This is a genomic window from Fodinibius sp. (genome assembly GCF_034521915.1).
Lineage (GTDB): Bacteria > Bacteroidota > Rhodothermia > Balneolales > Balneolaceae > Fodinibius.
In genome coordinates this window covers 464,196-488,165 of sequence record NZ_JAXHLU010000004.1, presented here as the reverse complement: position 1 = coordinate 488,165, position 23,970 = coordinate 464,196, and the positions used below count along the sequence as shown (strand labels likewise).

The following is a 23,970-nucleotide window of genomic DNA, read 5'->3' as shown; positions in this document are numbered from 1 at the left end:
GCGTGTCGCGTATTGCGTATCTTTGAAGGTGCTTATATATACCACGCAATAGGAAACACGTAATCCCGCTTTATGGATATCTTTAAACTCTTCTTTGATCACGATCTTCGTCTTGATAAACTAGCCAAACGTAATGCCAACAAAACCAAAAAAGGGGACGACTCTACCATTGAGGATTTTATGAAGCCCGATCCAACCTATTCTAAATTCTACATCACCGGTACAGACCTCAATGAGGAGAGATTTGGGATCAACGTACTTTCCAAGAGCAACGAAATAATTGATAACCTCAATTCTACTTTCAAAAATCATCAGTTAATATCTACTACAAATAAATCATTCGATTCTATTAAAGCAGGTTTGCAAACCCTTCATATTGGAGAGGCCCTGGTAATATCGAATAACAATAAGTTGCCTGATATAGATTTAGCAACCTTGACTATCGATGAGGAAACAAAAGTGGGACATAAAAAAGATGAGATAAGATCGGTTATTGAATCGGGGGCCTACCTCTTATATAAAGAACCGGCACATCACGGATTTGATCTCCATCTGTTTTCTGAACAAAATATTTATCCACATCTTTTCGAAACTTTCAAATCATTAGTTGATAATGAGTTTCGCTTTTTCAGTATCAATAATAAGCGTATGCGTTCAGAGCGGCATTTCTATTTCGAAACATGGACACTAGATAATCCTCCACATGGTGCTGAAGAGGTTTTTCCCGAAACCGTTCTATAAATGCTCACCTGAAATATTTTACCGATTTTTTTGAACCTATTTTTTGTTATTCCATAAATTTTTAAAATACCTCCGCTTTTTGTTATTTAGTACTTAATATTCTTAAGTATTACAGGGATACATTATATTTATTTAAAAGCAAAGGGATCAGATTTTAAAAAACATATGCTGATCACAACAATTAGTATCCGGGATCGGAATTTGTATGGCTTACTCAGAACAGATCATCCATGAATATCAGACATCTACAGTTGCTATACAATTTCTCCCTACTGTTTCAAACCTTCACTAAAACTACATGTATATGAATAGAATAATTTTTAAAAAGTTTTTATTGGCATTGGTGGTGGCCTTTACATTTACTTTGGTAATTAACACCCAAGCTTACGCTCAAACACAGATTTCGGGTACCGTTGTGGATGCCGAAGATGGTTCCGTACTCGGCGGCGTAAATGTAAGTGTTAAAGGCAAAGTAGTAGGCACCTCAACGGGAACCAACGGACAGTTTTCATTATCTGTGCAACAGGCTCCACCTCTAACACTTATTTTTACAATGGTCGGTTTTAGAACCGAAGAAGTAGAAATCACCGAAAGCTCGGTAACCGATTTAACAGTCGAACTCTCCGAGGCTGCTATTGTGGGAGATGAAGTCGTTGTATCAGCGTCCCGGGTGGAAGAGAACATACTTGAATCACCTGTGTCTATTGAAAAGCTGGATGCGATAAGTATACAACAATCGGCGTCGCCCAGCTTTTATGAATCCCTTGCCAATTTAAAAGGAGTCGATTTTAGTACGCAAAGTATTACTTTTAAATCTATCAATACTCGCGGTTTTAATGCTAACGGTAATACTCGTTTTGTTCAGCTTATTGATGGAATCGATAATCAGGCTCCGGGCTTAAACTTCCCTGTTGGAAACGTAGTGGGTATCCCTGAGCTTGATCTGGAAAGCGCTGAACTGATTCCGGGCGTAGCCTCAGCACTTTATGGACCAAATGCTATTAACGGTATTCTTCTGCTTAACAGCAAAAGCCCGTTTAAATATCAAGGACTTTCGGCACAGGTTAAAGTGGGAGCCAATCATTTTGACTCAAATGTGGAAGACAATCCTCAGATCTATCAAGATTACGGCTTGCGATATGCCAACGCCATAAACAATAAATTCGCATATAAATTCAACTTCTCCTATCTGCGTGCTCAAGACTTTGTAGCTCAAGATACGCGTGACAGAGGTCCGGCTACATATGGAGTAGTCGAACGCGGGGCCACTTCACGTAACGGAAATCGTGTATATAACGGCGTCAATGTTTATGGGAACCAGCTGCTTACTATCGGGCAAATTGCCGACCAGCTGATTGCTTCAGGCAACCAAGATATAGCTGGCATTAGAAATCTATTGCCTGACGGTGAGGCCGGAGCTTTTACGCCCACCGGGTTCCCAGAGTCATCTTTCGTGGATAACACTTCCGAGAGCTTAAAACTCGGCACTGCCCTTCATTATCGTTTAACTGATGACTATGAGATGTTGGGACAGTTTAACTGGGGGGCCGGCAGTTCGGTATATACGGCCAACGACCGTTTTGTGCTTGATGATTTTAATATCTGGACCGCAAAAGTTGAGGTTAAAAATCCCAACTTCTTTGTTCGCGCCTATACTACTCAGGAAGATGCCGGTGATACTTACGCCGCCAATACTCTGGCAACACTTATTAATATAGAAACATTTGTTCCGGCATATTTTCAAACTTTTGCTAATGCCCGAACACAGGGAGCTACCGTTGAAGAAGCCCATGCCCAGGCACGTATCGCTGGAAATCAGGCACAACCGCAACCGGGCAGTCAACAGTTCCAAAATCTCTCAAATCAAATAAGAAACACTCCTATTTCTGAAGGCGGTGCACTGTTTATCGAGAAAACAGGTTTATGGCATGCCGAAACCAAATACAACTTTGCTGATATCATTGATCCCTCCACTGTAGAGCTTATCGTAGGAGGTAACGTCCGCAGATACGACTTAAACTCAGAGGGTACCCTTTTTGCCCTGCAGGATAACGGAGAAGAATTCGATATCGACGAGTTCGGAGCCTATGTTCAAGCATCAAAAACATTAGCTGATGACAAGTTAGATCTTCAGGGATCGCTCCGGTATGATAAAAACGAATATTTTGACGGACAGTTCAGCCCTCGATTTTCTGCAGTTTTTACGGTCGCTGACAATCATAACATCAGAGCATCATTCCAGCGAGGATTCCGGATCCCAAGTACACAAACACAGCTTATTGATCTCGATGTTGTAACACGCCGGCTAATCGGTAGTAACCCAGTGCTTGTCGATCGCTACAACTTTGAAAGCAATACTGTTTACTACGAAGACAGTATCCAAGAAGCCCGAGAGGCTCTTAATTCAGGGCAATCTATAGCCCAAGCTCGTGCCCTGTTGGAACCGGTAACATTTGATGAGTTTGAAACCGAAAAGGTAAACTCATTCGAAATTGGATACAAAACCCTTATCAACAATAAGTTATTCTTAGACGCTTATTACTACTACAGTGCCTATGAAGACTTTATAGCTGAAATTCAATTTACACAGGCCGTTGATATTGCTGAACGAGGTAATGAAGATGCTCGCGATGGATTTGATCCGGTGCTCCGGGTTTCGATCCCGATTCCGACAATGGTAAAGAAGCCATCATCAATAATAACGTACCCAACGATGATGGACGCCTGCAGTCGTACGGTTTTGATGTTAACGCTGACGGTACGGTTGAAGCCCATGGTTTTGCTTTTGAAGCCAAGTATGTACTGGGCAATGGATATTCTCTGGGAGGAAACGTAGCGTTCAATAAGCTGATTTCACAGCAAGATCTCCTTGATCAGGGCTTCCGCGCCGAATACAATACCCCGGAGTGGCGATACAATCTCAAATTTGAAAACCGGAAGCTTACTCCAAAAATCGGGTTTAATGTGGTATATCGCTGGCAGGATGCCTTCCTTTGGGAATCCTCATTCGGGAAAGGTGTAATCGATGCCTACGGCACACTCGATGCACAGGTTAGTTATCGCCTGCCCGAACTCAACACTTCTATAAAATTGAGTGGGAGCAATATCCTCAACAGCCAACATGTCACCTCATTTGGCAACCCCCGGTTGGGAGCTATCTATCTGGTCTCCTTCACTTTTGATCAATTCATGAATTAAACTACCTACACCATGATATCTTATTTAAAAACATCATTTTTACTGCTATTTGTTGCTGCCTTTTTATTTGCATGTGAAGGTAGCTATGATTCCCTTGTTGAAGATCAGCTTGAAGAAAACCCTGTTCCAGAACCTATTTCAGGTGATCCTGGATCGGCCGACTTCAGTAACTACGTTGCCATCGGAAACTCGCTTACAGCGGGATATATGGACGGTGCTCTTTATAATTTAGGACAAGAATTTTCCCTTGCCGCCCTGCTGCATAAACAGATGCAATTTGCTGGAGCACCAGGGAATTTCAATCAACCGGATATAAATTCTGAACTGGGATTTAACACCTCAGTAAAACCGAATCCAAATCCTCAAACAGGCACCGTATTTGGGCGTTTTAAACTCGATACCAACATTCCCGGCCCATCTCCTACCATTGGCGGAGATCCCATTGCTCCCTATCAGGGAAATACCGGCGAACTCAATAATTTCGGCGTTCCGGGTATTCTCGTTGGTCAGCTGTTAACTCCTGCTACCGGGGGGCCGAATACACAGAGCAATCCAGCTTTCAACCCTTTTTATCAGAGGTTTGCCAGTAATCCCAGCCAAGATGGTATTAACGGTTCCACCATATTAGGTGATGCCATTGCAACCCAACCCACATTTTTTACCCTCTGGATTGGGAACAATGATGTACTGGGTTATGCCGTATCGGGTGGAGCAAATCCAAATCTGTTAACATCGGAACAGGATTTTCAAGATTATTTTAATAATTCAGATGGTCAGAGTGGGGTAATTAACCAACTTTTAAATAATACTTCTGCAAATGGCGTTGTCGCAACCATCCCCCCGGTCTCTACCGTGCCCTTTTTCCGGGCTATTTCTTTTAATGCCGTAGAATTATCGAGCGAAGAAGCAACGCAACTTAATCAAGCTTAGCCGGTGTTAATAACGCTTTTGATGCTGTTGCTGCTAACTTCCCCAATCGTTCGCAGGAAGATATGGATGCTCGAAAGGTGAATTACCAGGAAGGAACGAATCCTATTTTAGTCAATGACCCTGAATTTGCTGAACTTGAAGATGAATTTGATCAGCGACTAGGTGCTATCCTGCTGAACAGCGGCAGGCCTTAGTTCCCTATGAGCAATCACGTCCCCTTACGGCCAATGAATTGGTAACATTGTCGGCAGGTTCTGTTTTAGGTACAGAATATAATCCCCAAAGTGAAGCACCAACTACTATTGGCGTAGTAATTCCATTGGGATTTCCCAATCCTCAAAATCCTGCATTAGGATGTACACAAGTACAAGGTGACGAGTGTTATTTGACGATTCCTGAACAACAACAAATCCAAAACAGAACAACAGCTTTTAACACCATTATTGCAACCACTGTTGCGCAAAATGCTGACCGACTGGCACTCTTCGATATCAACGCCGGTTTCCCCGGGAATCCCAATACCGAATTAGGGGCTTTTGCAGATCTTTTCGGTATCGATGGGGAGTTGGGAATCAGAGTAGAGGGTACGTTATTACAGCCAGATTTTTCTCCCAATGGCGTATTTTCAACCGATGGCATCCATCCCAATGCACGCGGAAACGCTATCTTAGCCAATGAGTTTATCCACGTTATTGAGGAGGCATTCGGAGCCAGTATCCCCGAAGTAGATGTTCTTAACTTGCCAAGCGTTCAACTTTGCGCCGGAGATTGTGTAAGCCAACAGCAGCAAAAAGCGATTTCAGAAAATATCAGCTTCGGAATTTCTGCTAAATAAGTTCACCCAAATTCTACTCATAAAAGAGGTTATCTCTAAGATGGGATAACCTCTTTTTTTATCTCCTTATTTTGATAATCTGCTGATTATCAGCAATCGGGGACTTGTCTCGGGATCAAAATCACTGCCCTCATAATCTCCATTTACGTCAATTATTTCCAGGTCTCGCTTTTCCATCTCCTTTTCAAACCAATCCAACCCATACAACTTCACACGCTCCCAATAAACACGCGGTTTATCCAATTTTTCACCCGCAAATGCAATATCTTTGTGGATAGCTCCATTCTTAATGTAGCGCTTAATCTCGTATCTCATTTTCTGGAACTCTCCCTCCTCCTCAGGTACAAAATCTTGTTTTACCTTTTCGGCATTCAAATAATCGAGTACAAAAAGCCCTTCGTTCTTGAGCATCTGTATTACACCATCAAGAACGGAAGCATTTTCTTCATCACTTTTAAAATATCCAAAGGTCGTAAATAAATTTACAATAGCATCAAACTTCCGGGGCAACGGATCTCGCATATCACCAACTTTAAACTGCGTGTTTGATAAATTCAGTTTTTCTGCTTTCTCTTGGGCCGTCTTAATCGCTTCTGGTGATAGATCAATACCTGTTACGTCATAACCCCGCTTAGCTAAATTAAGAGAATGGCGCCCTCGACCACAGCCCAAATCAAGAATTGAGTGATATTGTTCTGATAGTAAGGTTTCTTCTAAAAATTCAACCAGCTGTTCTGCCTCTGCCTCATCCCGATCGGCATACAGTTTTTCGTAAAGTGGACTGTCAAACCACTCTTCAAACCAATCCATAAAACTATTTTAGTTACCATTTACATTATTTAATGCTCGAATGAAGCAAAAAAGTACCCCTATTGCAAACCCATCCTTTTATGTTTGCTAATCTTTTAATTTTTTAAGATTAACACTGTTAACTTTTTAATTATGTGTTGATACTGAAACCGGTTACAATTTTAATAGTGTTTATAACAAATCATTTACATGATGATCATTAAAACCTAACAAAACCTTTTGAATCTATGCGAAGACTAATAGCTACGGTATTTTTACTATTGATGTGCTCGGGATCGGCTTATTCAAGCGGATTTTCAATCTACGAAGCCAGCGTACGAGCAAATGGAATGCTTGGTGCATTCTCAGCTTATGCTGAAGACGCATCTTCTATCTTTTACAATCCGGCCGGATTAGGTGGATTGGAAGGAATAAATATTACCGGTGGTGCTACTGTTATTGCCCCGCGCTCATCCTTCCGAAACCTCTCTCCACTAGCTCCCATCGGTCAGGAAACAAAGATGGAGAAGCAGGAATTTCTGGTACCCAACTTCTATGGTTCTTATCAGATAACCGATAACCTGACAGCCGGAATTGGAGTTTATGCCCCCTTTGGGTTAGGCACAAAATGGCCGGAAGACTGGGTTGGCAGGGGATCTTCAATAGAAACCAGTATTGAAACTCTTTTTGTTACCCCCTCGGTAGGATATGAGTTTTCGGATACCGGTATTGGTGATATTCGCGTTGGGGCCGGCCTGCGGGTTGCTGCTCACGGAAAAGTTAAATTAAGCCGCGCTGTAACAAGCTTTTCGCCTGAAGGTACTTTTGCTCTGGACGGAGACCTTAAAGAACCAGCCTTTGGATTCAATGCAGGCGTTCAATACGAACCCACCGATAAAGTTACCTTTGGTTTCACCTATCGTAGTGAAGTAACAACCGAGTTTGAAGGTGATGCTACTTTTGAAAATCTCAGTGTAGGTTTTCCCTCCTCTGCCCAAGGCGGGGCCGAAATCACCCTACCCGCAAGCTATGTAGTTGCGGTAAATGTTGAGCCTATTGAAGGCCTGCGCACCGAGCTCGACTACGTGTGGTGGGGCTGGTCAAGTTATGATGAATTAGCTATTGAATTTGATCAACCTATTCCGGCGCTCGGCGGCAGTACGATTGTAAGTGAACGAAATTATAAAGATTCTTGGCAGCTTCGTTTTGGTGCTGAATACACCGAACTTCCTGTTAAAGGCTTAACAGTTCGCGGCGGTATTGCTTATGATGAAAACCCCATTCGCGACCGTTATGTAGACCCCACTCTTCCCGACTCTGATCGCTGGTTGTTTTCTGGCGGACTAAGCTACCAGGTTACTGATTACTTTGCTGTTGATGCCTCTTATATCTTTATCCGAGCGAAACAGCGAAAAGTAACTAATACACACGAAGGTGGCATTGACGGTGTTTATACTACCTATGCCAATCTTCCCGGTCTCGGCTTCACACTGAATTTATAATTGAATTAAGGATATTACGCTATGAATTATTTGATAAAACATTCCAAAAAACTACTGTCGCTGGTTCTTGTACTGGCGCTTATAACAAGCTGTAAGGACTATCAGGATCTTGATGTTGATCCGGTCGATACCGGCGATGCTGATTTTTCATCCTATGTAGCCGTTGGCAATAGCTTAACAGCCGGCTTTCAAAACAATGCTCTATATCAATCTGGACAGAAGTACTCATTCCCTAAATTACTTGCTCGACAAGTAAATCAGTCTGAAAACTTTGATCAACCTTTGGTTAGTGATCCAGGAATAAGCAGTGGCGACGGCCGCATAGAACTTGCAAACTTAGATCCGATTCAAACTACAGCAAACAGTTCAATGGGTTCCCCTATCAATCAAAATGCTAAACCATTTACAAACCTTGGAGTTCCTGGTGCTGTACTTGTGGATTATCTTAATCCAAATAATAGTGGTGACCTTAAAGGAAGAGCTACAAATCCAGATAACCCTGCATATAATCCATTCTACGGATTAGTAATGGAACAGTCAGAATTGGCTAAAAATGCTCCGAACTTGCACAATCAAGTTGCCAAACAACAACCAACTTTTATTACTTTCTGGTTAGGTAATAATGATGTGCTTGGATTTGTTACATCCGGGGGAGAAGGACAAAGTATTACCAATCCTAACAACTTTTCTCAACTTTATCAGGGATCAGTTCAAGCGATGGCTTCAACCAGTGCCAATGTTGTTGTTTATACCATACCTGATGTAACTACAATTCCCTATGTATTCTATCTAAGAACACAGTTAGAACAACAAGGGGCTATAGTATTCAACGATGAGACTCAAAGATATCAACTCGTTACAGAGCAAGGTAATCTCGATATTTATATTGAAACTGATGACGGAACACGTGTGATGCGTCAAGCCGATTTCCCGCTGCTTTCCGCCCAATCCTATTTTGCTCAAGTGAGAGATGGTGAAACTCAACCTCCCGTACAGCCACAAACAGCCGTTCCAGATAATTTAGTACTCGATGGCCCTGCAGGGGGCCCTCAAGGCAGCTCTGAAATTGAACAAGCAGCTGGTGCTATTCAACAATATAATGCTACGATTGAAAATTCAGCTGCTTCGGCTGGATTTACTGTTGTTGACATCAATCAAATCTTTGCTGAAACTTTTAACTCATTTCAAAGTTACTGATGTTGATGTAAATGGCTTTTGATCAGATCATTCAGGATGGACAGTATACCGATCCAAACTCCAGTGTAACCCTACAACCAACCATTGGAAGCTTGTTCAGCTTTGATGGCGTGCATCCCACAAACAGGGGATCTGCTGTCATTGCTAACGAAACAATTAAAGCTATTAACGAAGCCTACAATGCCAATATCCAACGTATAAATGTAGCTAAAATCCCTGAAGGGATTCCTGTTGCCAATTAACTGGTACTATTCTATTTCTATGATTCAAGTGGAGGGATTTCCCTCCACTTTTTTTATTTGGTTGATTTCGATTCCTCCCTGCCCTTTGTATCTTCCGCTGAACTTAAAATCACCTTTTCATGACTTTCAACGAAAAACTCAAATCGGCCGTACAGGCTACAGAATCTACCCTTTGTGTGGGACTCGATCCCAACCTGAATTTAATGCCGGATCCAATTACATCAACAGAGCAATCCAATCCCCAAAAAGTAGAACAATTTCTAAAAAAAGTAATTGATGTAACGGCTGATCACTGCGCGGCCTATAAACCAAATCTTGGATTTTTCGAGGCGCTGGGTGCTGATGGGTTGGATACGCTTGAAGCTATATTAGATTATATCCCGAATGACAAGATCATCATTGCTGATGCCAAGCGGGGCGACATCAGCTCTACCGCAGAGCATTATGCCAAAGCCTTTTTTGAACAATTTAATGTAGATGCGGTAACCCTGAATCCCCTTATGGGCTTTGAAACCCTGGATCCATTTCTAAATGATGACTCCAAAGGCATTTATGTGCTAACGCTGACTTCGAATCCCGGAGCTCGTGATATTTTGCTTAAACAATTAGCGGATGGAGGAACTATTTCCAGCTTTATCGCCAAAGAGCTAAACATAAAACAGCGGGCAAGCAAAACCTCCATCGGAATGGTCGTTGGGGCAACCAAGGCCGATGAATTAGAATCAGTGATCAATAAATTTTCCACATCTCCGCTACTTATTCCCGGAGTTGGCAAACAAGGCGGATCGATTTCAGCCTTAAATAAATCACTGGAACAACACGCAGGCACTCCCCTTATCAACTCCAGCCGGAGTATTATTTACGCAGGAAAAAATGAAGTCAATTGGGACCGACAGGTAGCTGAAACTGCAAAGAATTTAAAAACGAAATTGGCTCCAATAACAGAACGCTATGTCTAAAGAAAAGAAAAAAACAGTTATTGTATTTACCGACGGTGCTTGTAGCGGAAATCCGGGACCCGGAGGATGGGGCGTACTTTTGCAGTGGAACGGCGAGGAAAAAGAATTAACGGGCGGTGCTAAACATACTACCAACAACCGTATGGAGATGCGCGCTGTAATTGAAGCTCTGAATGCACTCAACCAGCCATGTCATGTAAAAATTCACAGTGACAGTGCCCTGATTGTCAATGCCTTTAAACAGGGTTGGATAGACGGCTGGCTTAAACGAGGATGGAAAAAAGCCAACAAGAAACCGGTTGAAAATCGAGACTTATGGGAGGAAATGCTTACAGCAATGCAACCCCATGATGTGGAGTGGATAAAAGTTAAAGGACACTCCGATAATGAGCGAAATAACCGCGTGGATGCGTTAGCGGTAGAAGCCTCTAAACGTTTTCAATAATTTTAGTAAAAAGTCTATAGTATTAAGTAGAAAGTTCATATTCACAAGAGGGTTGCTTAAACTTTCTACTTTTGACTTAATACTTGTTTCAGATTCGCAAACGGTCTTAAATTCATATCCGCATACATTTCCCGCTCAGCCATCATATAACCGGTAATCGCAATCATGGCCGCATTATCGGTGCAATAAGCTAATTGGGGGATATGCAGTTCACAGCCGGTATCTGAAGCTAATTCGTTAGCTTTTTTTCGTAGCATGGAATTCGCTGATACTCCACCCGCTAAGGCGATCGTCTTTACTCCGGTATGCTCAATGGCATTACGGAGTTTCTTCACCAATACCTCAGTAATCGCATGCGAGACGCTTGCACAAATATCATCCAAGTGATCTTCTAAAAATTGCTCTTGGTCGTCCTGATCCTCCAAAAAATATTTGACTGATGTCTTGAGTCCCGAAAAACTAAACTCAAAATCGTTATCCAACATCGCCTGTGGAAAATCATGAAAATTGGGATCTCCATGTTCTGATCGCTCATCAATAACCGGTCCGGCCGGATAGGGCAAGCCCAGAATCTTTCCAATCTTGTCATACGCTTCTCCCGCAGCATCGTCACGGGTTTGTCCCAGCAGTTCATGCTCAAAGGGAGCAGACACATAAACCAGTTGAGTATGTCCACCTGACACCGTTAGTGATACAAACGGATATTCGGGCTGCTCATCAATAAAATTGGCATAGATATGCGCATCCATATGATTGACGCCCACCAGTGGAATATTACGGGATAGGCATAATCCTTTGGCGAAACAGAGACCAACCAGCAATGATCCCATCAGGCCGGGACCCTGCGTAACTGCTACGGCGTCTATCTCCTCGAGAGAAGTACTACCTTCATCAAGAGCCTGCTGTACCGTATGCCAGATAGTCTTGTGATGCGCCCGCGATGCCAGTTCGGGGACAACCCCGCCATACTGTTCATGGACCGCCTGAGAAGCTATTATATTCGATTGGAGTCCATCATCTGTGTAGATAGCAGCGGCCGTCTCATCACACGATGATTCTATGCCCAATATCTCCATATTATTTCTGTATTATCTATTCCAATGAAATAACCAAATATAAAGGTTCCTTCTACTGTAACCAACTCAGGCCCTCTACCGAAATTGCTTAAACACCTATTTTACATCAATAGCTGAGATTTCTTTCAACCAAACTTTGCTCAAATAAAAAAGCCCTTCGCCGGCTGGCGAAGGGCTTTTTAACTGTACTTTATCTAATTGCTGTTATTCTTTGTCCTCGTCATCGACGACTTCAAAGTCAGCATCAACAGCGTCTTCATCATCTTCGCTGTCTTGATCAGCTTCAGCGCCTGCGGCTCCATTGGGAGCTCCAGCTCCGGCAGCTGCTCCTGCAGCGCCTCCCGGTCCGGCTGCACCGGCTCCGGGTTGACCTTGCGCAGCACCCTGATAGATTTCTTGCGAAGCTTCTGACCATGCGTTATTCAACTCTTCCATGGCATCATCGAGCTCATCCACTTTTTCTTGATCGTGGAGCTCTTTCACTTTATCAAGTGCAGCTTCGATTTTCTCTTTGTTTTCATCAGAGATTTTATCTTCATGCTCATCAAGCTGCTTACGTGTTGAGAATACAAGACTGTCGGCCTTGTTCAACTTCTCGGCACGCTTGCGAATTCGCTCGTCTTCCTCTTCGTGCTTTTCGGCTTCATCTTTCATTTTCTCGATCTCTTCTTCAGAAAGACCGGAAGAGGCCTCGATACGAATGCTTTGTTCGTTGCCGGTACCTTTATCTTTGGCACTTACATTAAGTACGCCGTCGGCATCGATGTCGAAGGTAACCTCAATTTGAGGTACGCCTCGGGGTGCCGGTGGAATACCATCCAAGTGGAAGCGTCCAAGCGTTCTGTTGTCCTGAGCCTTGGCACGCTCACCTTGCACTACGTGGATTTCTACGCTGGTCTGATTGTCAGCTGCAGTAGAAAATGTTTCTGTTTTGCTGGTCGGGATGGTCGTATTTGCCTCTATCAGCTCTGTAGTAACACCACCGAGCGTCTCGATACCGAGCGAGAGCGGAGTAACATCCAACAGAACAACATCGTCAACATCTCCGGACATTACGCCTCCTTGAATTGCAGCACCTACCGCTACAACTTCATCGGGGTTTACGCCCTTGCTTGGATCTTTGCCGAAGAAATCTTTGACAATTTCTTGAATTTTTGGAATCCGAGTAGATCCACCGACCAAAATAACCTGGTCGATATCACTTTGTGATAGGTCAGCATCATCCAACACTTTTTTGCACGGATTAAGCGTCTTCTGAACCAGATCATCGATCATTTTCTCGAACTGGGACCGACTAATATCAATATTCAAGTGCTTGGGTCCGGAATCCGTAGCCGTTATAAACGGTAGATTCACATTCGTTTTTTGTGAGCTTGAAAGCTCTATTTTGGCTTTCTCAGCAGCATCTTTGAGTCGCTGCATTGCCATCGGATCATTGCGAAGGTCAATACCCTCATCTTTCTTAAATTCTTTAGCCAAATGATCAATCAGACGAGAGTCGAAATCATCACCGCCAAGATGAGTATCTCCGAAGGTAGATTTCACTTCAAATACGCCGTCACCGAGCTCAAGAATAGAAATATCAAATGTACCGCCACCGAGGTCGTAAACGGCAATGGTCATATCCTGATCTTTCTTATCCAGACCATAGGCCAGTGAAGCAGCGGTGGGCTCGTTGATAATTCGTTTCACATTAAGACCGGCAATTTCTCCGGCTTCCTGCGTAGCTTTACGCTGTGCATCGTTAAAATATGCAGGTACCGTAATAACCGCATCTGTTACATCATCTCCGAGGTACTCTTCAGCGGTCTGCTTCATTTTTTGAAGCACCATAGCTGAAATTTCCTGAGGAGTGTATGTACGATCCTCAACCTGAACGCGAGCCGTATTGTTATCGCCTTTTACAATCTTATAAGAGGCTTGCTTGGATTCTTCTTCCACTTCGTCGTAGAAGCGGCCCATAAAGCGCTTAATTGAAGAGATCGTTTTTTCCGGATTTGTGATCGCCTGTCGTTTCGCAGGTGCACCAACTAAACGCTCACCGTCTTTGGAGAAAGCCACAACCGATGGGGTTGTTCGGCCGCCTTCTGAGTTTTGAATAACAGTAGGCTCATTACCCTCCATTACGGCAACGCAGGAGTTGGTTGTACCTAAGTCAATTCCTATAATTTTTCCCATAATAGTAGTTTATGATTTTTTGTTGTTTGTTTAATTCTTTGTTTAAACTCTTTTTATTCTGTGTCATGCTGAACTTGTTTCAGCATCTCCAGTTCAATTTTTGGAAGATCCCGAAACAAGTTCGGGATGACACTCTTTCTATATCATTTATTTAATCGGAATCGATTCTGCATCATTGAGAACATCCGATTTGGGCATTGTAATAGTTAATACCCCATTGCGGAATACCGCATCAATTTCAGCAGTATTCACATTTTCAGGCAGCGCAAACGACCGCGAAAACACACCCGCTGAACGCTCCTGACGACGATAGACCTCAGAATTATTTAACTCTTCGGCCCGTTCGCCTTTCACCGTTAAAACATGCTCTTTAAGAGCAATATTAATTTCTTTCTTTGACAACCCGGGCAAATCCAGTTTGATCACATACGTTTCATCACTCTCTACAATATCGCAAGCCGGTGCAAAATCATGCCCTCTATCTTCAAGGGGTACAATACGCTCTACAAAATTTTGTATATCCTTTCCCAGCTTGTTCAACTGTCGTTCGATATCAACTGCAAAATCATTCATGGATTTACCCATTTGTTTCGAATTCACTTTTATATGAGCAATCACAATGCCAAGCTGTAAAGGTGGGATACTTTTATGACGTATTGGCATTATTACGTCATCAGCAAGAGTGAATTGTCAGATTTGCGGATTGGGCAATCAATTCGTCAGGAGTGACAGATCATTCCAGAACGAAGGGTAAGAAATGGCAGTACATTCGGCGTGCTGTATTTGGGATGGATGATCTCCCATCATACTCAATACAGCGGCCGACATAGCAATACGATGATCGTGATAACTGTTAAAGGATGTCGATTCCGGCACGAAGTCGGGATTACCTCTTATTTCAAATCCATCTTCGTATTCAGTAAAATCCGCACCAGCTTTTTCAAGCATCTTAGCCATCGCTGCTAACCGATCTGTTTCTTTATGACGCAGCTCTTCGGCACCGGATATGCGAGATACACCGTCGGCAAAAAGCATGGCAATCATAAGAATTGGAATTTCATCAATACAGTTGGGCACGAACTCCTCAGTGATCTCAATCGGGTGCAATTTTGAACTTACCACGCTCAAATCAGCTACCGGTTCAGCCCCTTCATTGTGCTCATCACTCACCGTAATATTAGCTCCCATTTGTTTTAGAATATCCAAAGCCGCAAAACGAGTAGGATTCATCCCTACGTTGGGCAAACTAATTTCTGCATTGGGATGAATAGCTCCTGCTACCAACCAAAAGGCCGCAGCCGAAAAATCATTGGGAATACGATACGACTGCTCAGGAACTTTATCTGTCCGTGATGAATAGATATGCTTCTCGTCCCCTATTTTCTTAATGGTAAGATTCAACAATCGCTCGGTGTGATCACGGCTGGGAAGCGTTTCTATTACTTCGGTCTGCTTATCTCCGAACAAACCGGCCAGCAACACACAAGATTTTAGCTGGGCACTGGGAATCGGCAATGGAAAGTGCAGTGGTTTTAATGATCCAGGACGACTGATTTCCAACGGAGCAAAATCATCCTCCCGAGCAGTGATTTCCGCTCCCATTTCGGTAAGCGGATCAATAATGCGTTTCATCGTACGGGCTGACAGGGATTCATCCCCGATAAGACGCGCCGAAACACCCGAACCCGCAATGATACCGCTCAGCAAGCGCATAGTCGTGCCAGAGTTTCCGCAGTCTAAATCTCCTTCTGGTGACTGCAACCTATCTCTACCCACACCTTCGACTGCCACAGTACTCTCATTCTTACTCACCGTTACTCCCAGCCCACGCATACACTCGATAGTACTGTGAGGATCGGCGGCAGAAGAAAAGTTGCGTATGACAGATCTGCCTTCGTGCAGCGAAGCAAACATCACCGATCTGTGCGAAATTGATTTATCTGGCGGTAGTTTTATTGTTCCATTTAGGGCGCGAGTGGGACTAACTTCTTTATTCATAGCCTACTGTGAATCCAATAATTTCTGTGCATCTTTTGCCTGTGGTGTACCGGCATAATCTTCAATAAGTGTATTGAGCGTAGATCGTGCTTCACCGGTTTGCCCCATCTGAATATAACTTTCAGCTTGCCTTAGCAAAGCTCGGGCAACCCAATCACTAAATGCCTCATATAAAATATTTACGTTGGCATAGGCCTTGACCGCTTGCTGATAATTACCCTGCTGTTGATAAATTTCTCCCAAATAGTATTGAGCCTCGGCTCCCACTTCAGTCGTGTTCGATTCGGCAATGGGTGACAATAACTCCTGTGCTCGTTGGTAATTTTCCTTTTCAATAGCAATTTTTGCTAAACCAACCTCTGCTGGCTCATAATCAGCATTACTATCCAGTGCCGACTGATAATATTTCTCAGCCTCGTCAAGATTATTCATCGCCAGTTGAGCATTCCCCATACCGATGTATGCTTCCTGTCGGTATTTCTGCTCCTGTTCAGCAAGACGGCTGAAATATTCGAATGACTGTTGATAATCAACCCGTGAATAGGCAATACGTCCCAATGATGCCAGCGAAGGGCCAACTCGCTCTGAATTAGGGAACTCGTTAACAATCATCTCATATTCATCCATCGCCTTGGCAATTTGATCGGTTTGCTCGTAAGCATTGGCCAGGTTAAAATGGGCATCCGGCAGTAGTTCTTGGTTATTAGTGATTCTGATATATTGCTGAAATTCATCAATAGCTGCCTGGTAATTTCCCGACTGCATGCGGTTATCAGCCTGACGAAACCGAAGCCTGTCGGCCATCGAAGTCTGAGGATGATCTGCAATAAAATCTTCCAAAATAGCTGAACTTGAATCGGGCTGCCCTATCGACATCTGCGAATATTGAATACCATTCACCGCTTCAATGATATACTCGCTCTGTGGATATTCTTCCATCACGCCTTTATAAGAGGCAATAGCTTTTTCGTAATCACCGGCATTATAATAGGCATCACCGATATTGTACTGAGCACGTGCTGCCCATTCTGTATTAGGATACTTATTAATCACCTGCTGGAATTCTTCAACCGCCTGGGTATAATTTCCGGTATTTAAATAGATATAGGCGATATTATACTGTGCCTGCTCTACAAACTGGCTGTAAGGATAAATTCTCAAAAATCGCCGGAAGGTTTTCACCGCCTCATAGGTCTGTTCATCCCGGTAATAGCTGTTCGCCATCTGATACATCGCATAATCGCCGCCCGGTTCGGCTCCTATCGCTTCCTGATAATAGGAGATAGCATTTTCGTAGTCACTAATCGCATAATAGGCATCTCCAATTCGCAGTTGCGTGTCAGTATCATAGGGATATAACGCCACATCCGGAGCTTCATAATCCTCATAAAAGGTTTTAAATGGATCAATAGCCTGCTTGTAATCACCGTTTTTGAAATAGCTCCAGCCCAGTGCATAATTAGCCGGACCAATCATCTCATGATCGGGGTAGCGATTTATAAATTCACCAAACTGTTTGGCAGCCTGTCCATATTGTTTTAAGTGATAAAGCGCATCGGCGCTCCAGAAAAGGGCTTCCTGTCCCAATTTGGTATCGGGCGCTTCAGTATATACAGATCTAAAAATTGGCTGAGCTTGTTCATATGCATGATTACTATACTGAACCCATGCTTTTTGAAACTTGGCCTGACGCTTTATGGCAGAATCAACATCTGTAACTTTCTCTGCCGCCTCAAAAGCCTGTAAGGCACGCGTATATTCTTTATTAGCAAAATAAGCTTCGCCAAGTAGAGTATAGACTTTCCCTTTCCAGTCGAGCTCACGATCACTCCGTACCAACGGCAGTAATGCCTCAATAGCCTCAGTATATCGCCCAACTTCATAAGCCGTAATGGCCCATTCATAATAGGCTCGCTCTACCCAGAGTCCTTTTTGAAAGCGTTCTCCAAATGTGCGGAAGGTTTTTAATGCATTAGCATATCGCGAACCGAGTTTTTCATTCACTGCCTTATAGTATAGAGCCTTTCGGGCTGTTTCATCATTACCCTCGGCGGCTTTTCCAAACTCATCAGCAGCCCAATGGTAAATCTCCTGTTTATGATAGAGCCATCCCAACCCATAATGAGCTACTCTTACTTCATCGGTCCCCTCGTTGAGATTTATATATTGCTTGTAATATCTTGAGGCTTCATCATAATTACCCAGATAATTACTGCTTTCCGCAATCAAATAAACCGCTTTAGAACGCAGTTCATCATCAAGATGAGGCATCGCATTTTTAAGAGCTTCTATAGCCTCTTCATAGCGTCCCTGCTGATAATAGGATTCTCCTAATGCCGTGCCCACGCGACGGGTCATTTCGTTATTGGGATAGCGGTCTTTTAAGATTTCAAAGGCAACGCTTGAAGAATCGTACTTATTTTCACTCAGATATAACCTTCCCCGAGCATATAGTGCCTTGGCTGCCCACTCGCTTTTGGGATATTTATCAGCCAACGTCATAAAATACTGTCGCGCCTGTACAAAATTACTGTCGGCTGCAGCCGATTCGCCCATCCAGTAATAGGCCTTGGCAGACTTCTTTTTATCCAAACCCAATTTTAGGGCACGGTTGTAGTAGGTTTCAGCCTGTTTGTAATGACCTGCGCTATCAGCCTGATGACCCAGATCAAAAAGCAATTTCGAGGAATAGCTGGAAAACGGAAACTCATCAATATATTCTTCAAAATGAGCTGATTTATTTACAGAATCCGTTTTAGCCTTAGCTCTTGCCAAATAATAGTTTGCGGAAGTAACAAGCTGATGATTTTTATGATTCTGAATAAAATGCCTGAATTCATCAATAGATTCTTCGAAAAGTCCTTTATTAAAAAGGGTGACAGCATTATCGAAATCTTGAGAAGTCGCCTCCTGAATACCTTGTGCTTGAAGGTGTGTAAATACAGTGAGTATACCGATGAATAGTAATGTAATAATTCGGCGCACGGTTACCATTGATCAAATAAAATTCAGGTTTCAGTTATTACTGAATATACCAAGAATTGAGTTTTTGTTCCGCAAATAACAGAAAGGAATTCCATTTATACATAGACTTTACATATCCATGTATTTTATCAATTCATCAGCTCGATATTCAAGATCATTTTCGAGGACGGTGTTCTCCGATTCAACAAGGACAGAATACCCGTATCGTTTAAGAGCGGCCGTTACACGAGAAATATCTTCCAAATTAAGCTTTACGGATATTTCAAATGTCTCGTGATTATTATCTGGATTCTCTACTGCCAAACCCAGTATTTTTGCACCCTCGGCCTCAATAACTTGCACAATCTCGGAGAGTGTAAAATCTATTGGCTCAATTTCTATTGTCAGTACAGAGCCCTTTTGCTCGAGATTCAACATCTTGGAGATGGCCTCCAGTATTTGCTGCTTGGTAATAACTCCCAAATAGGTACCTTCTTTATTTGCCAGCGGAAGCAAGTTTAACTCATATTGCAACATCAATCGAACGCCTTCAAAAATGTGCTGGCCTTCAAAAATTTTGACAACTTTATCCATCTGCAGATCTGAAATCCGCTGGTTATCCTCGGCTCGGGAAAGTTGATCACGATCAATCTGACCAATAAGCTTTTGGGTAGTAGGATCCACTACCGGCAAAGCATTTACCTTCTCCTCTTTTATACGTTCCCTTACCGCTTCAACGGTATCGGTACCTCGGAGAGGTTCAAATTCTGACTTTGTTATAGATTTATTTACAAGCATTGGTAGATAATATAATACAATTTGTTACATAACTGATTCAGCCGTATCAATATTGTCGAGTATTGCGTTAAGCCGCATTAAATCTGCTTTATCTATACTAAACGTAAGCTTTATATCTGAACCTTCGTATTTTTTTTCTAAAATATTTGCTTCGCGATGTAAAAATGCGACCCCTTCATACTTCGCTGCGGGAATGGTCATCGTTTTTGTAACGAAATCTTCCTCAATAAGTTCCTTAATTCTATTTTCCAGCTTATCAAGACCAATACTCCGTTCGGCAGAAATAAATACAGCATCCGGGTAGGCCCGTTTCAGCTCATTTATGCGATGCGAATCGATAGCATCCATCTTATTAAACACGAGTAGATTCTTTTTATCAGTTACCTCCATATCCTCAAGAGTATCATCTACCACATCGATATAATCCTGGACTACTCGTGATGAAGCATCTACTACATGTAATAAAATATCACATTCACGCACTTCATCGAGTGTAGACTTAAAACTGGCAATTAGATCGTGCGGCAATTTTCGGATAAATCCTACAGTATCTGACAAAAGCGCTTCGTGGTTACCAATTTCATACTGTCGCACAGTGGAGTCAAGCGTTGCGAAAAGGCGATTTTCAGCCAACACTTCCGTATCTGTCAACGCATTCATCAAGGTAGACTTGCCGGCATTGGTATAACCAACGAGCGAAATTCGCACTTTTTCGGATCGTCCCTTGCGCTGGGTCTGCCGCTGCTGATCAATTTTATCTAGCTTTTCTTTGAGCGTAGCAATACGCTTGTCAATCATGCGACGGTCCATCTCGATCTGAGACTCACCGGGTCCACGAGTACCGATACCACCCTGCTGACGTGACAAGTGTGTCCAAAATCGCGTTAGTCGCGGCAACAAATATTGTAGCTGTGCCAGCTCTACCTGCGTTTTGGCAGCAGCCGTTTTAGCTCGTGATGCAAAAATATCCAGGATCAATCCACTGCGATCCAATACTTTGGCCTTTGTCTCCTTTTCAATATTTCGGATCTGGGTCGGTGAAAGGTCATCATCAAAAATAAAGGTATCGACATTTCTTTCTCCTTTCATCGATTTCAGCTGACGAAGCTTACCAGACCCTACATACGAAGAGGGATCGGGGTGCATTCGATTTTGCAAGACTTTGTCTATCGTCTTACCACCAGCAGTATAGGTGAGCAGCTCAAGCTCATCCAAATATTCCTCGGCTTGTATGCGCGGAGTCTCGGGGCCATAAACACCTACGAGAACGGCCCGTTCTTGAACAATGTCAGAATTTCGAATCTCTTCAAACAAATGAGTAAGGTCTAAAAGTTTTAATTAAGATTGCTACAGCTGTTTAAACTGCTGGATGTTTATATCATCCTTAACATAACAACGAATACGTCGTCCGAGTTTGTGTGAAATTATTTTTTTAAAAGAGGCTTTCCTGTGATGAGGCACATCCAGTTCCAAACGAATAAATTTATCGGTATTGTTACTTTTATCAACACTGTAGATAAAAATATAATGCGTATATGTTTCATGTTCTGTTTCCACAAAATCACGAATCTGGTGCCAAGCTACGGTTTGTGACGGTTCATTCACGTTTTTTACGATTCCGTTGTCAGTAATAAATCGCTTTGTTGCCAAATGACTGGCGGTAAACCAGCAAAACCCGAGCCAGCTATACATGCCGGCAAGTGCTATTTCACTTGTTGCACCACGGTATATAGCAACACCGCCTGCTATAAAAACGGTAAGCATAAACAACGTCGAGAACAACGGATATCCTCCCAATTTCCCGGTTTTCCAGCTCAATCGTACATTACGCAACCGAATAACATTTATTACAGAGAAAGTAGCCAGTACAGCCGCACCCAACGTAAAAATGCCCAGCACAAACCAGAGAATAATATCAGCATTCGTACTTATCATATCATCAAGATGTTGATTCGGCCTTGTATAATCGCGTAACCAGTGTTTCTGTAACTAAAAAAAGCAATGCTATCCAAATAAACCAATTCCAAATTTCTTTTCCGAACACAGAAGAACGCAATTGTTCATCCAATTTATCATTTGAGAGGTCATCTGCAGCAATAATATCAGGAGTATAAACCTCATCATCCAGCATATGCCGCCATTCCTCTTCTTCTAACGTATCAAAGTGCGATTCCATTATATTTTGATTTACAGCCACCTGAATTACCTGATCGCCAGCAGATATTTCTAATATGCCGGGCTCCCACTCTCTTCCCTCATACACTATTTTCATCCCATTGGACTGTCGCTGAACCTCCGGCTTGTAATCCGTTCCATTTATCGAAAGTGTAATATCTGTTTCTGAAATGGCTTCTTCCCATTCAAAGGTTTTACCAAGCTGATGCTGCTGAAGACCGCCTCTTTCGGGGGAAGATGCATATAATATAGTTCGATAATACATGGGAGCAAAAAGGGGATTTACAGGAAAATTTGACCAGCCCGGATCAGCTCCCAATGTAGAAATGAGCAGCATTCCTTCCCCAAACCTATGTTCGGCAAGCAAAACATCATTATTTGCAGCTTCCAGCAAGGTTAAACTATTGGAATTTGAAGCAGGCTCATAATGGTAGTAGTAGAACAGCGAGGGTAAGTCGACCCGAATTTCCTCATCTTTTTCTTTATTGAAGATTCCGTCTAAAATTGGATGTCCCTCTTCAAGTCCTCCCATTTTAGTAATAGTTTCAAAAGAGCCGTACTCTCCCATCACATTATCAAATTGGCCGGCATTAAAAAGAGAGAAAAATTGATTATAGTTTTCGATTTCACCCTGTTCAGAGGGTAAAAACAGGATGCCCCCTCCATCTTGCACATACTGGCTCAGTCCCTGATGCCAATATGCAGGAATACTGGTTAGTCCATTTAATATCAATCCATCGTAGTCTGTCCAGGTCCCCTGTTCAATGTCATTCACCTGTTTTTCTTCAAATAGGATACGTGCATTGGTTTTCCGGGCTGCTTCTAATGCCGGAGCAATATAAGATGTGAAAGAAGGGGACTCTTGGCTATTGTTAACCAATAAAATTGACCGCTGCCGGGGAATATGTACTACAAAATGTCTTGTATTATCAAAATCTACTTCGTCTCCCTCCAACAGAATTTGACCCGACAGATACCCCACCTCTTCCGGAATGAGTTCAAATAAAAAGTCTTTGGTTTCACCCGGCTCTAACGCAGTTTCATACTGGCCCGTCATCTCCCCTTTTACCTGCAACGATACAAACTGATTGGCAACAGCTGCATCACCCGTATTTTCTACTTCTACCGAAAGCGTTATCGGAGAACCCGGACTCAGAAGCTGGCTCTCGAGTGAAATTGATTTAACAGCCACATTTTGTTGTTTGGCCTCTTCCAGCTGAATGAGCTGTACAGAAACCGACTTTGCTTCCGACTCATCGTCAAGTTCAATCTCTTCTAAAGTCGATAGCTGACTAACCTGCCCATCAGAAACAATATACAACACAGATCGGCCACTCGGTGCTTCTTTAAGTTGCTGATACACCTCTTTAAACTGATCTGCAGTATAATGTCCACGATTAACGGATGTTATATTATCCAACTGGCTGATCGCCCTGTTACTATTGACAAACCCGTTAGTTGTAGCATCAGTAGCATTAGTCGTTTTTATAAGAAATTTATCATCGGAATTCCCGTTTGTTATTATCCGGTCAACAACATCCTTGGCCTGCTCGATTAGTGGGCCATCCGTTCCAACCCGGCTCATACTGGCACTGTTATCGATCAAAATAGCCACAGATCGGGATTCACCGGAACTTGCTGAGCCCGTTATAGTTGGAGGTAAAAAAGGACGGGCCAGCGCAAGAGCTAAAAATAATACTGCCAATGTTCGCAACGCCAGCAACAAATATTGTTTGATTCGTATGCGACGTATTGTACTTTTACGAAGCTCATTAAAAAAAGACAGGGTTGAAAAGGCAACCTTTTGTGGCCGTTGCAGATTAATCAAATGAATGATAACAGGTAACGCTACGGCCAAAAGCCCCAACAAAAATAAAGGATTAAGAAAGTTCATTTATATCAAAATTGTTACTTTTGAAGGCTTCAAATAAAATTGCCCACTC

Annotated in this window: 21 protein-coding genes; 11 read left to right on the top strand and 10 right to left on the bottom strand. The window is 42.8% G+C overall.

Annotation, left to right across the window (positions count from 1 at the left end; genetic code table 11):
* Window positions 1–72 precede the first annotated feature (72 nt).
* The 6 genes from U5J89_RS04830 (at window position 73) to U5J89_RS04805 (ending at window position 5,704) form a co-directional block, all read left to right on the top strand.
* Window positions 73–741, top strand: a complete 669-nt coding sequence (locus U5J89_RS04830; protein ID WP_322574476.1) for a hypothetical protein — start codon at window positions 73–75, stop codon at window positions 739–741.
* A 304-nt stretch (window positions 742–1,045) separates the two neighbouring features.
* Complete coding sequence (locus U5J89_RS04825) at window positions 1,046–3,577, top strand: TonB-dependent receptor (protein ID WP_322574475.1); 2,532 nt, start codon at window positions 1,046–1,048, stop codon at window positions 3,575–3,577.
* Window positions 3,578–3,705: 128 nt separating this feature from the next.
* A complete protein-coding gene (locus tag U5J89_RS04820) occupies window positions 3,706–3,939 on the top strand; it encodes a hypothetical protein (protein ID WP_322574474.1) in 234 nt (77 codons plus the stop codon).
* 12 nt (window positions 3,940–3,951) lie between these two features.
* Entirely contained in the window at window positions 3,952–4,869 is a 918-nt protein-coding gene (locus U5J89_RS04815; protein ID WP_322574473.1) for a hypothetical protein, read from the top strand.
* A gap of 62 nt (window positions 4,870–4,931) precedes the next feature.
* On the top strand, window positions 4,932–5,063 hold the full coding sequence (locus tag U5J89_RS04810) for a hypothetical protein (RefSeq protein ID WP_322574472.1): 132 nt from the start codon (window positions 4,932–4,934) through the stop codon (window positions 5,061–5,063).
* A gap of 47 nt (window positions 5,064–5,110) precedes the next feature.
* Window positions 5,111–5,704 carry a hypothetical protein gene (locus U5J89_RS04805; RefSeq protein WP_322574471.1) on the top strand — a complete coding sequence of 198 codons (594 nt, stop codon included), beginning with the start codon at window positions 5,111–5,113 and terminating at the stop codon, window positions 5,702–5,704.
* 66 nt (window positions 5,705–5,770) lie between these two features.
* On the opposite strand, the gene U5J89_RS04800 is transcribed toward U5J89_RS04805, so the two are convergent.
* The gene (locus U5J89_RS04800; protein WP_322574470.1) at window positions 5,771–6,514 is read right to left on the bottom strand and encodes a class I SAM-dependent methyltransferase; all 744 of its coding nucleotides are present in this window, start codon (window positions 6,512–6,514) and stop codon (window positions 5,771–5,773) included.
* Between the two features lie 227 nt (window positions 6,515–6,741).
* On the opposite strand from U5J89_RS04800, the gene U5J89_RS04795 reads away from it, so the two are divergent.
* The 5 genes from U5J89_RS04795 to rnhA all read left to right on the top strand — a co-directional run bounded on the left by U5J89_RS04795 (window position 6,742) and on the right by rnhA (window position 10,838).
* A complete protein-coding gene (locus U5J89_RS04795) occupies window positions 6,742–7,995 on the top strand; it encodes an OmpP1/FadL family transporter (protein ID WP_322574469.1) in 1,254 nt (417 codons plus the stop codon).
* A gap of 21 nt (window positions 7,996–8,016) precedes the next feature.
* A complete protein-coding gene (locus tag U5J89_RS04790) occupies window positions 8,017–9,192 on the top strand; it encodes an SGNH/GDSL hydrolase family protein (RefSeq protein ID WP_322574468.1) in 1,176 nt (391 codons plus the stop codon).
* Between the two features lie 11 nt (window positions 9,193–9,203).
* Window positions 9,204–9,434, top strand: a complete 231-nt coding sequence (locus U5J89_RS04785) for a hypothetical protein (RefSeq protein WP_322574467.1) — start codon at window positions 9,204–9,206, stop codon at window positions 9,432–9,434.
* Between the two features lie 119 nt (window positions 9,435–9,553).
* On the top strand, window positions 9,554–10,393 hold the full coding sequence (gene pyrF / locus U5J89_RS04780; protein ID WP_322574466.1) for an orotidine-5'-phosphate decarboxylase: 840 nt from the start codon (window positions 9,554–9,556) through the stop codon (window positions 10,391–10,393).
* Entirely contained in the window at window positions 10,386–10,838 is a 453-nt protein-coding gene (rnhA, locus tag U5J89_RS04775; protein WP_322574465.1) for a ribonuclease HI, read from the top strand. The genes pyrF and rnhA overlap by 8 nt, the downstream gene beginning before the upstream one ends.
* A 65-nt stretch (window positions 10,839–10,903) precedes the next feature.
* Here the strand turns inward: rnhA and tsaD are convergent, their stop codons facing one another.
* The 9 genes from tsaD to U5J89_RS04730 form a co-directional block, all read right to left on the bottom strand.
* Window positions 10,904–11,914 carry a tRNA (adenosine(37)-N6)-threonylcarbamoyltransferase complex transferase subunit TsaD gene (gene tsaD / locus U5J89_RS04770; RefSeq protein ID WP_322574464.1) on the bottom strand — a complete coding sequence of 337 codons (1,011 nt, stop codon included), beginning with the start codon at window positions 11,912–11,914 and terminating at the stop codon, window positions 10,904–10,906.
* A 204-nt stretch (window positions 11,915–12,118) separates the two neighbouring features.
* Window positions 12,119–14,092: a molecular chaperone DnaK gene (dnaK, locus tag U5J89_RS04765; protein ID WP_322574463.1), complete on the bottom strand. Its 1,974-nt coding sequence runs from the start codon at window positions 14,090–14,092 to the stop codon at window positions 12,119–12,121.
* A gap of 147 nt (window positions 14,093–14,239) precedes the next feature.
* Window positions 14,240–14,665: an Hsp20/alpha crystallin family protein gene (locus tag U5J89_RS04760; protein ID WP_322574462.1), complete on the bottom strand. Its 426-nt coding sequence runs from the start codon at window positions 14,663–14,665 to the stop codon at window positions 14,240–14,242.
* A gap of 138 nt (window positions 14,666–14,803) precedes the next feature.
* On the bottom strand, window positions 14,804–16,090 hold the full coding sequence (gene aroA, locus U5J89_RS04755) for a 3-phosphoshikimate 1-carboxyvinyltransferase (RefSeq protein ID WP_322574461.1): 1,287 nt from the start codon (window positions 16,088–16,090) through the stop codon (window positions 14,804–14,806).
* Window positions 16,091–16,093: 3 nt separating this feature from the next.
* A complete protein-coding gene (locus U5J89_RS04750) occupies window positions 16,094–19,084 on the bottom strand; it encodes a tetratricopeptide repeat protein (RefSeq protein WP_322574460.1) in 2,991 nt (996 codons plus the stop codon).
* A gap of 99 nt (window positions 19,085–19,183) precedes the next feature.
* Window positions 19,184–19,852 carry a CBS domain-containing protein gene (locus U5J89_RS04745; protein WP_322574459.1) on the bottom strand — a complete coding sequence of 223 codons (669 nt, stop codon included), beginning with the start codon at window positions 19,850–19,852 and terminating at the stop codon, window positions 19,184–19,186.
* Window positions 19,853–19,876: 24 nt separating this feature from the next.
* The gene (gene hflX, locus U5J89_RS04740) at window positions 19,877–21,166 is read right to left on the bottom strand and encodes a GTPase HflX (RefSeq protein WP_322574458.1); all 1,290 of its coding nucleotides are present in this window, start codon (window positions 21,164–21,166) and stop codon (window positions 19,877–19,879) included.
* Window positions 21,167–21,199: 33 nt separating this feature from the next.
* Complete coding sequence (locus U5J89_RS04735; RefSeq protein ID WP_322574457.1) at window positions 21,200–21,787, bottom strand: hypothetical protein; 588 nt, start codon at window positions 21,785–21,787, stop codon at window positions 21,200–21,202.
* A 4-nt stretch (window positions 21,788–21,791) separates the two neighbouring features.
* On the bottom strand, window positions 21,792–23,921 hold the full coding sequence (locus U5J89_RS04730) for a BatA domain-containing protein (protein WP_322574456.1): 2,130 nt from the start codon (window positions 23,919–23,921) through the stop codon (window positions 21,792–21,794).
* Window positions 23,922–23,970 lie beyond the last annotated feature (49 nt).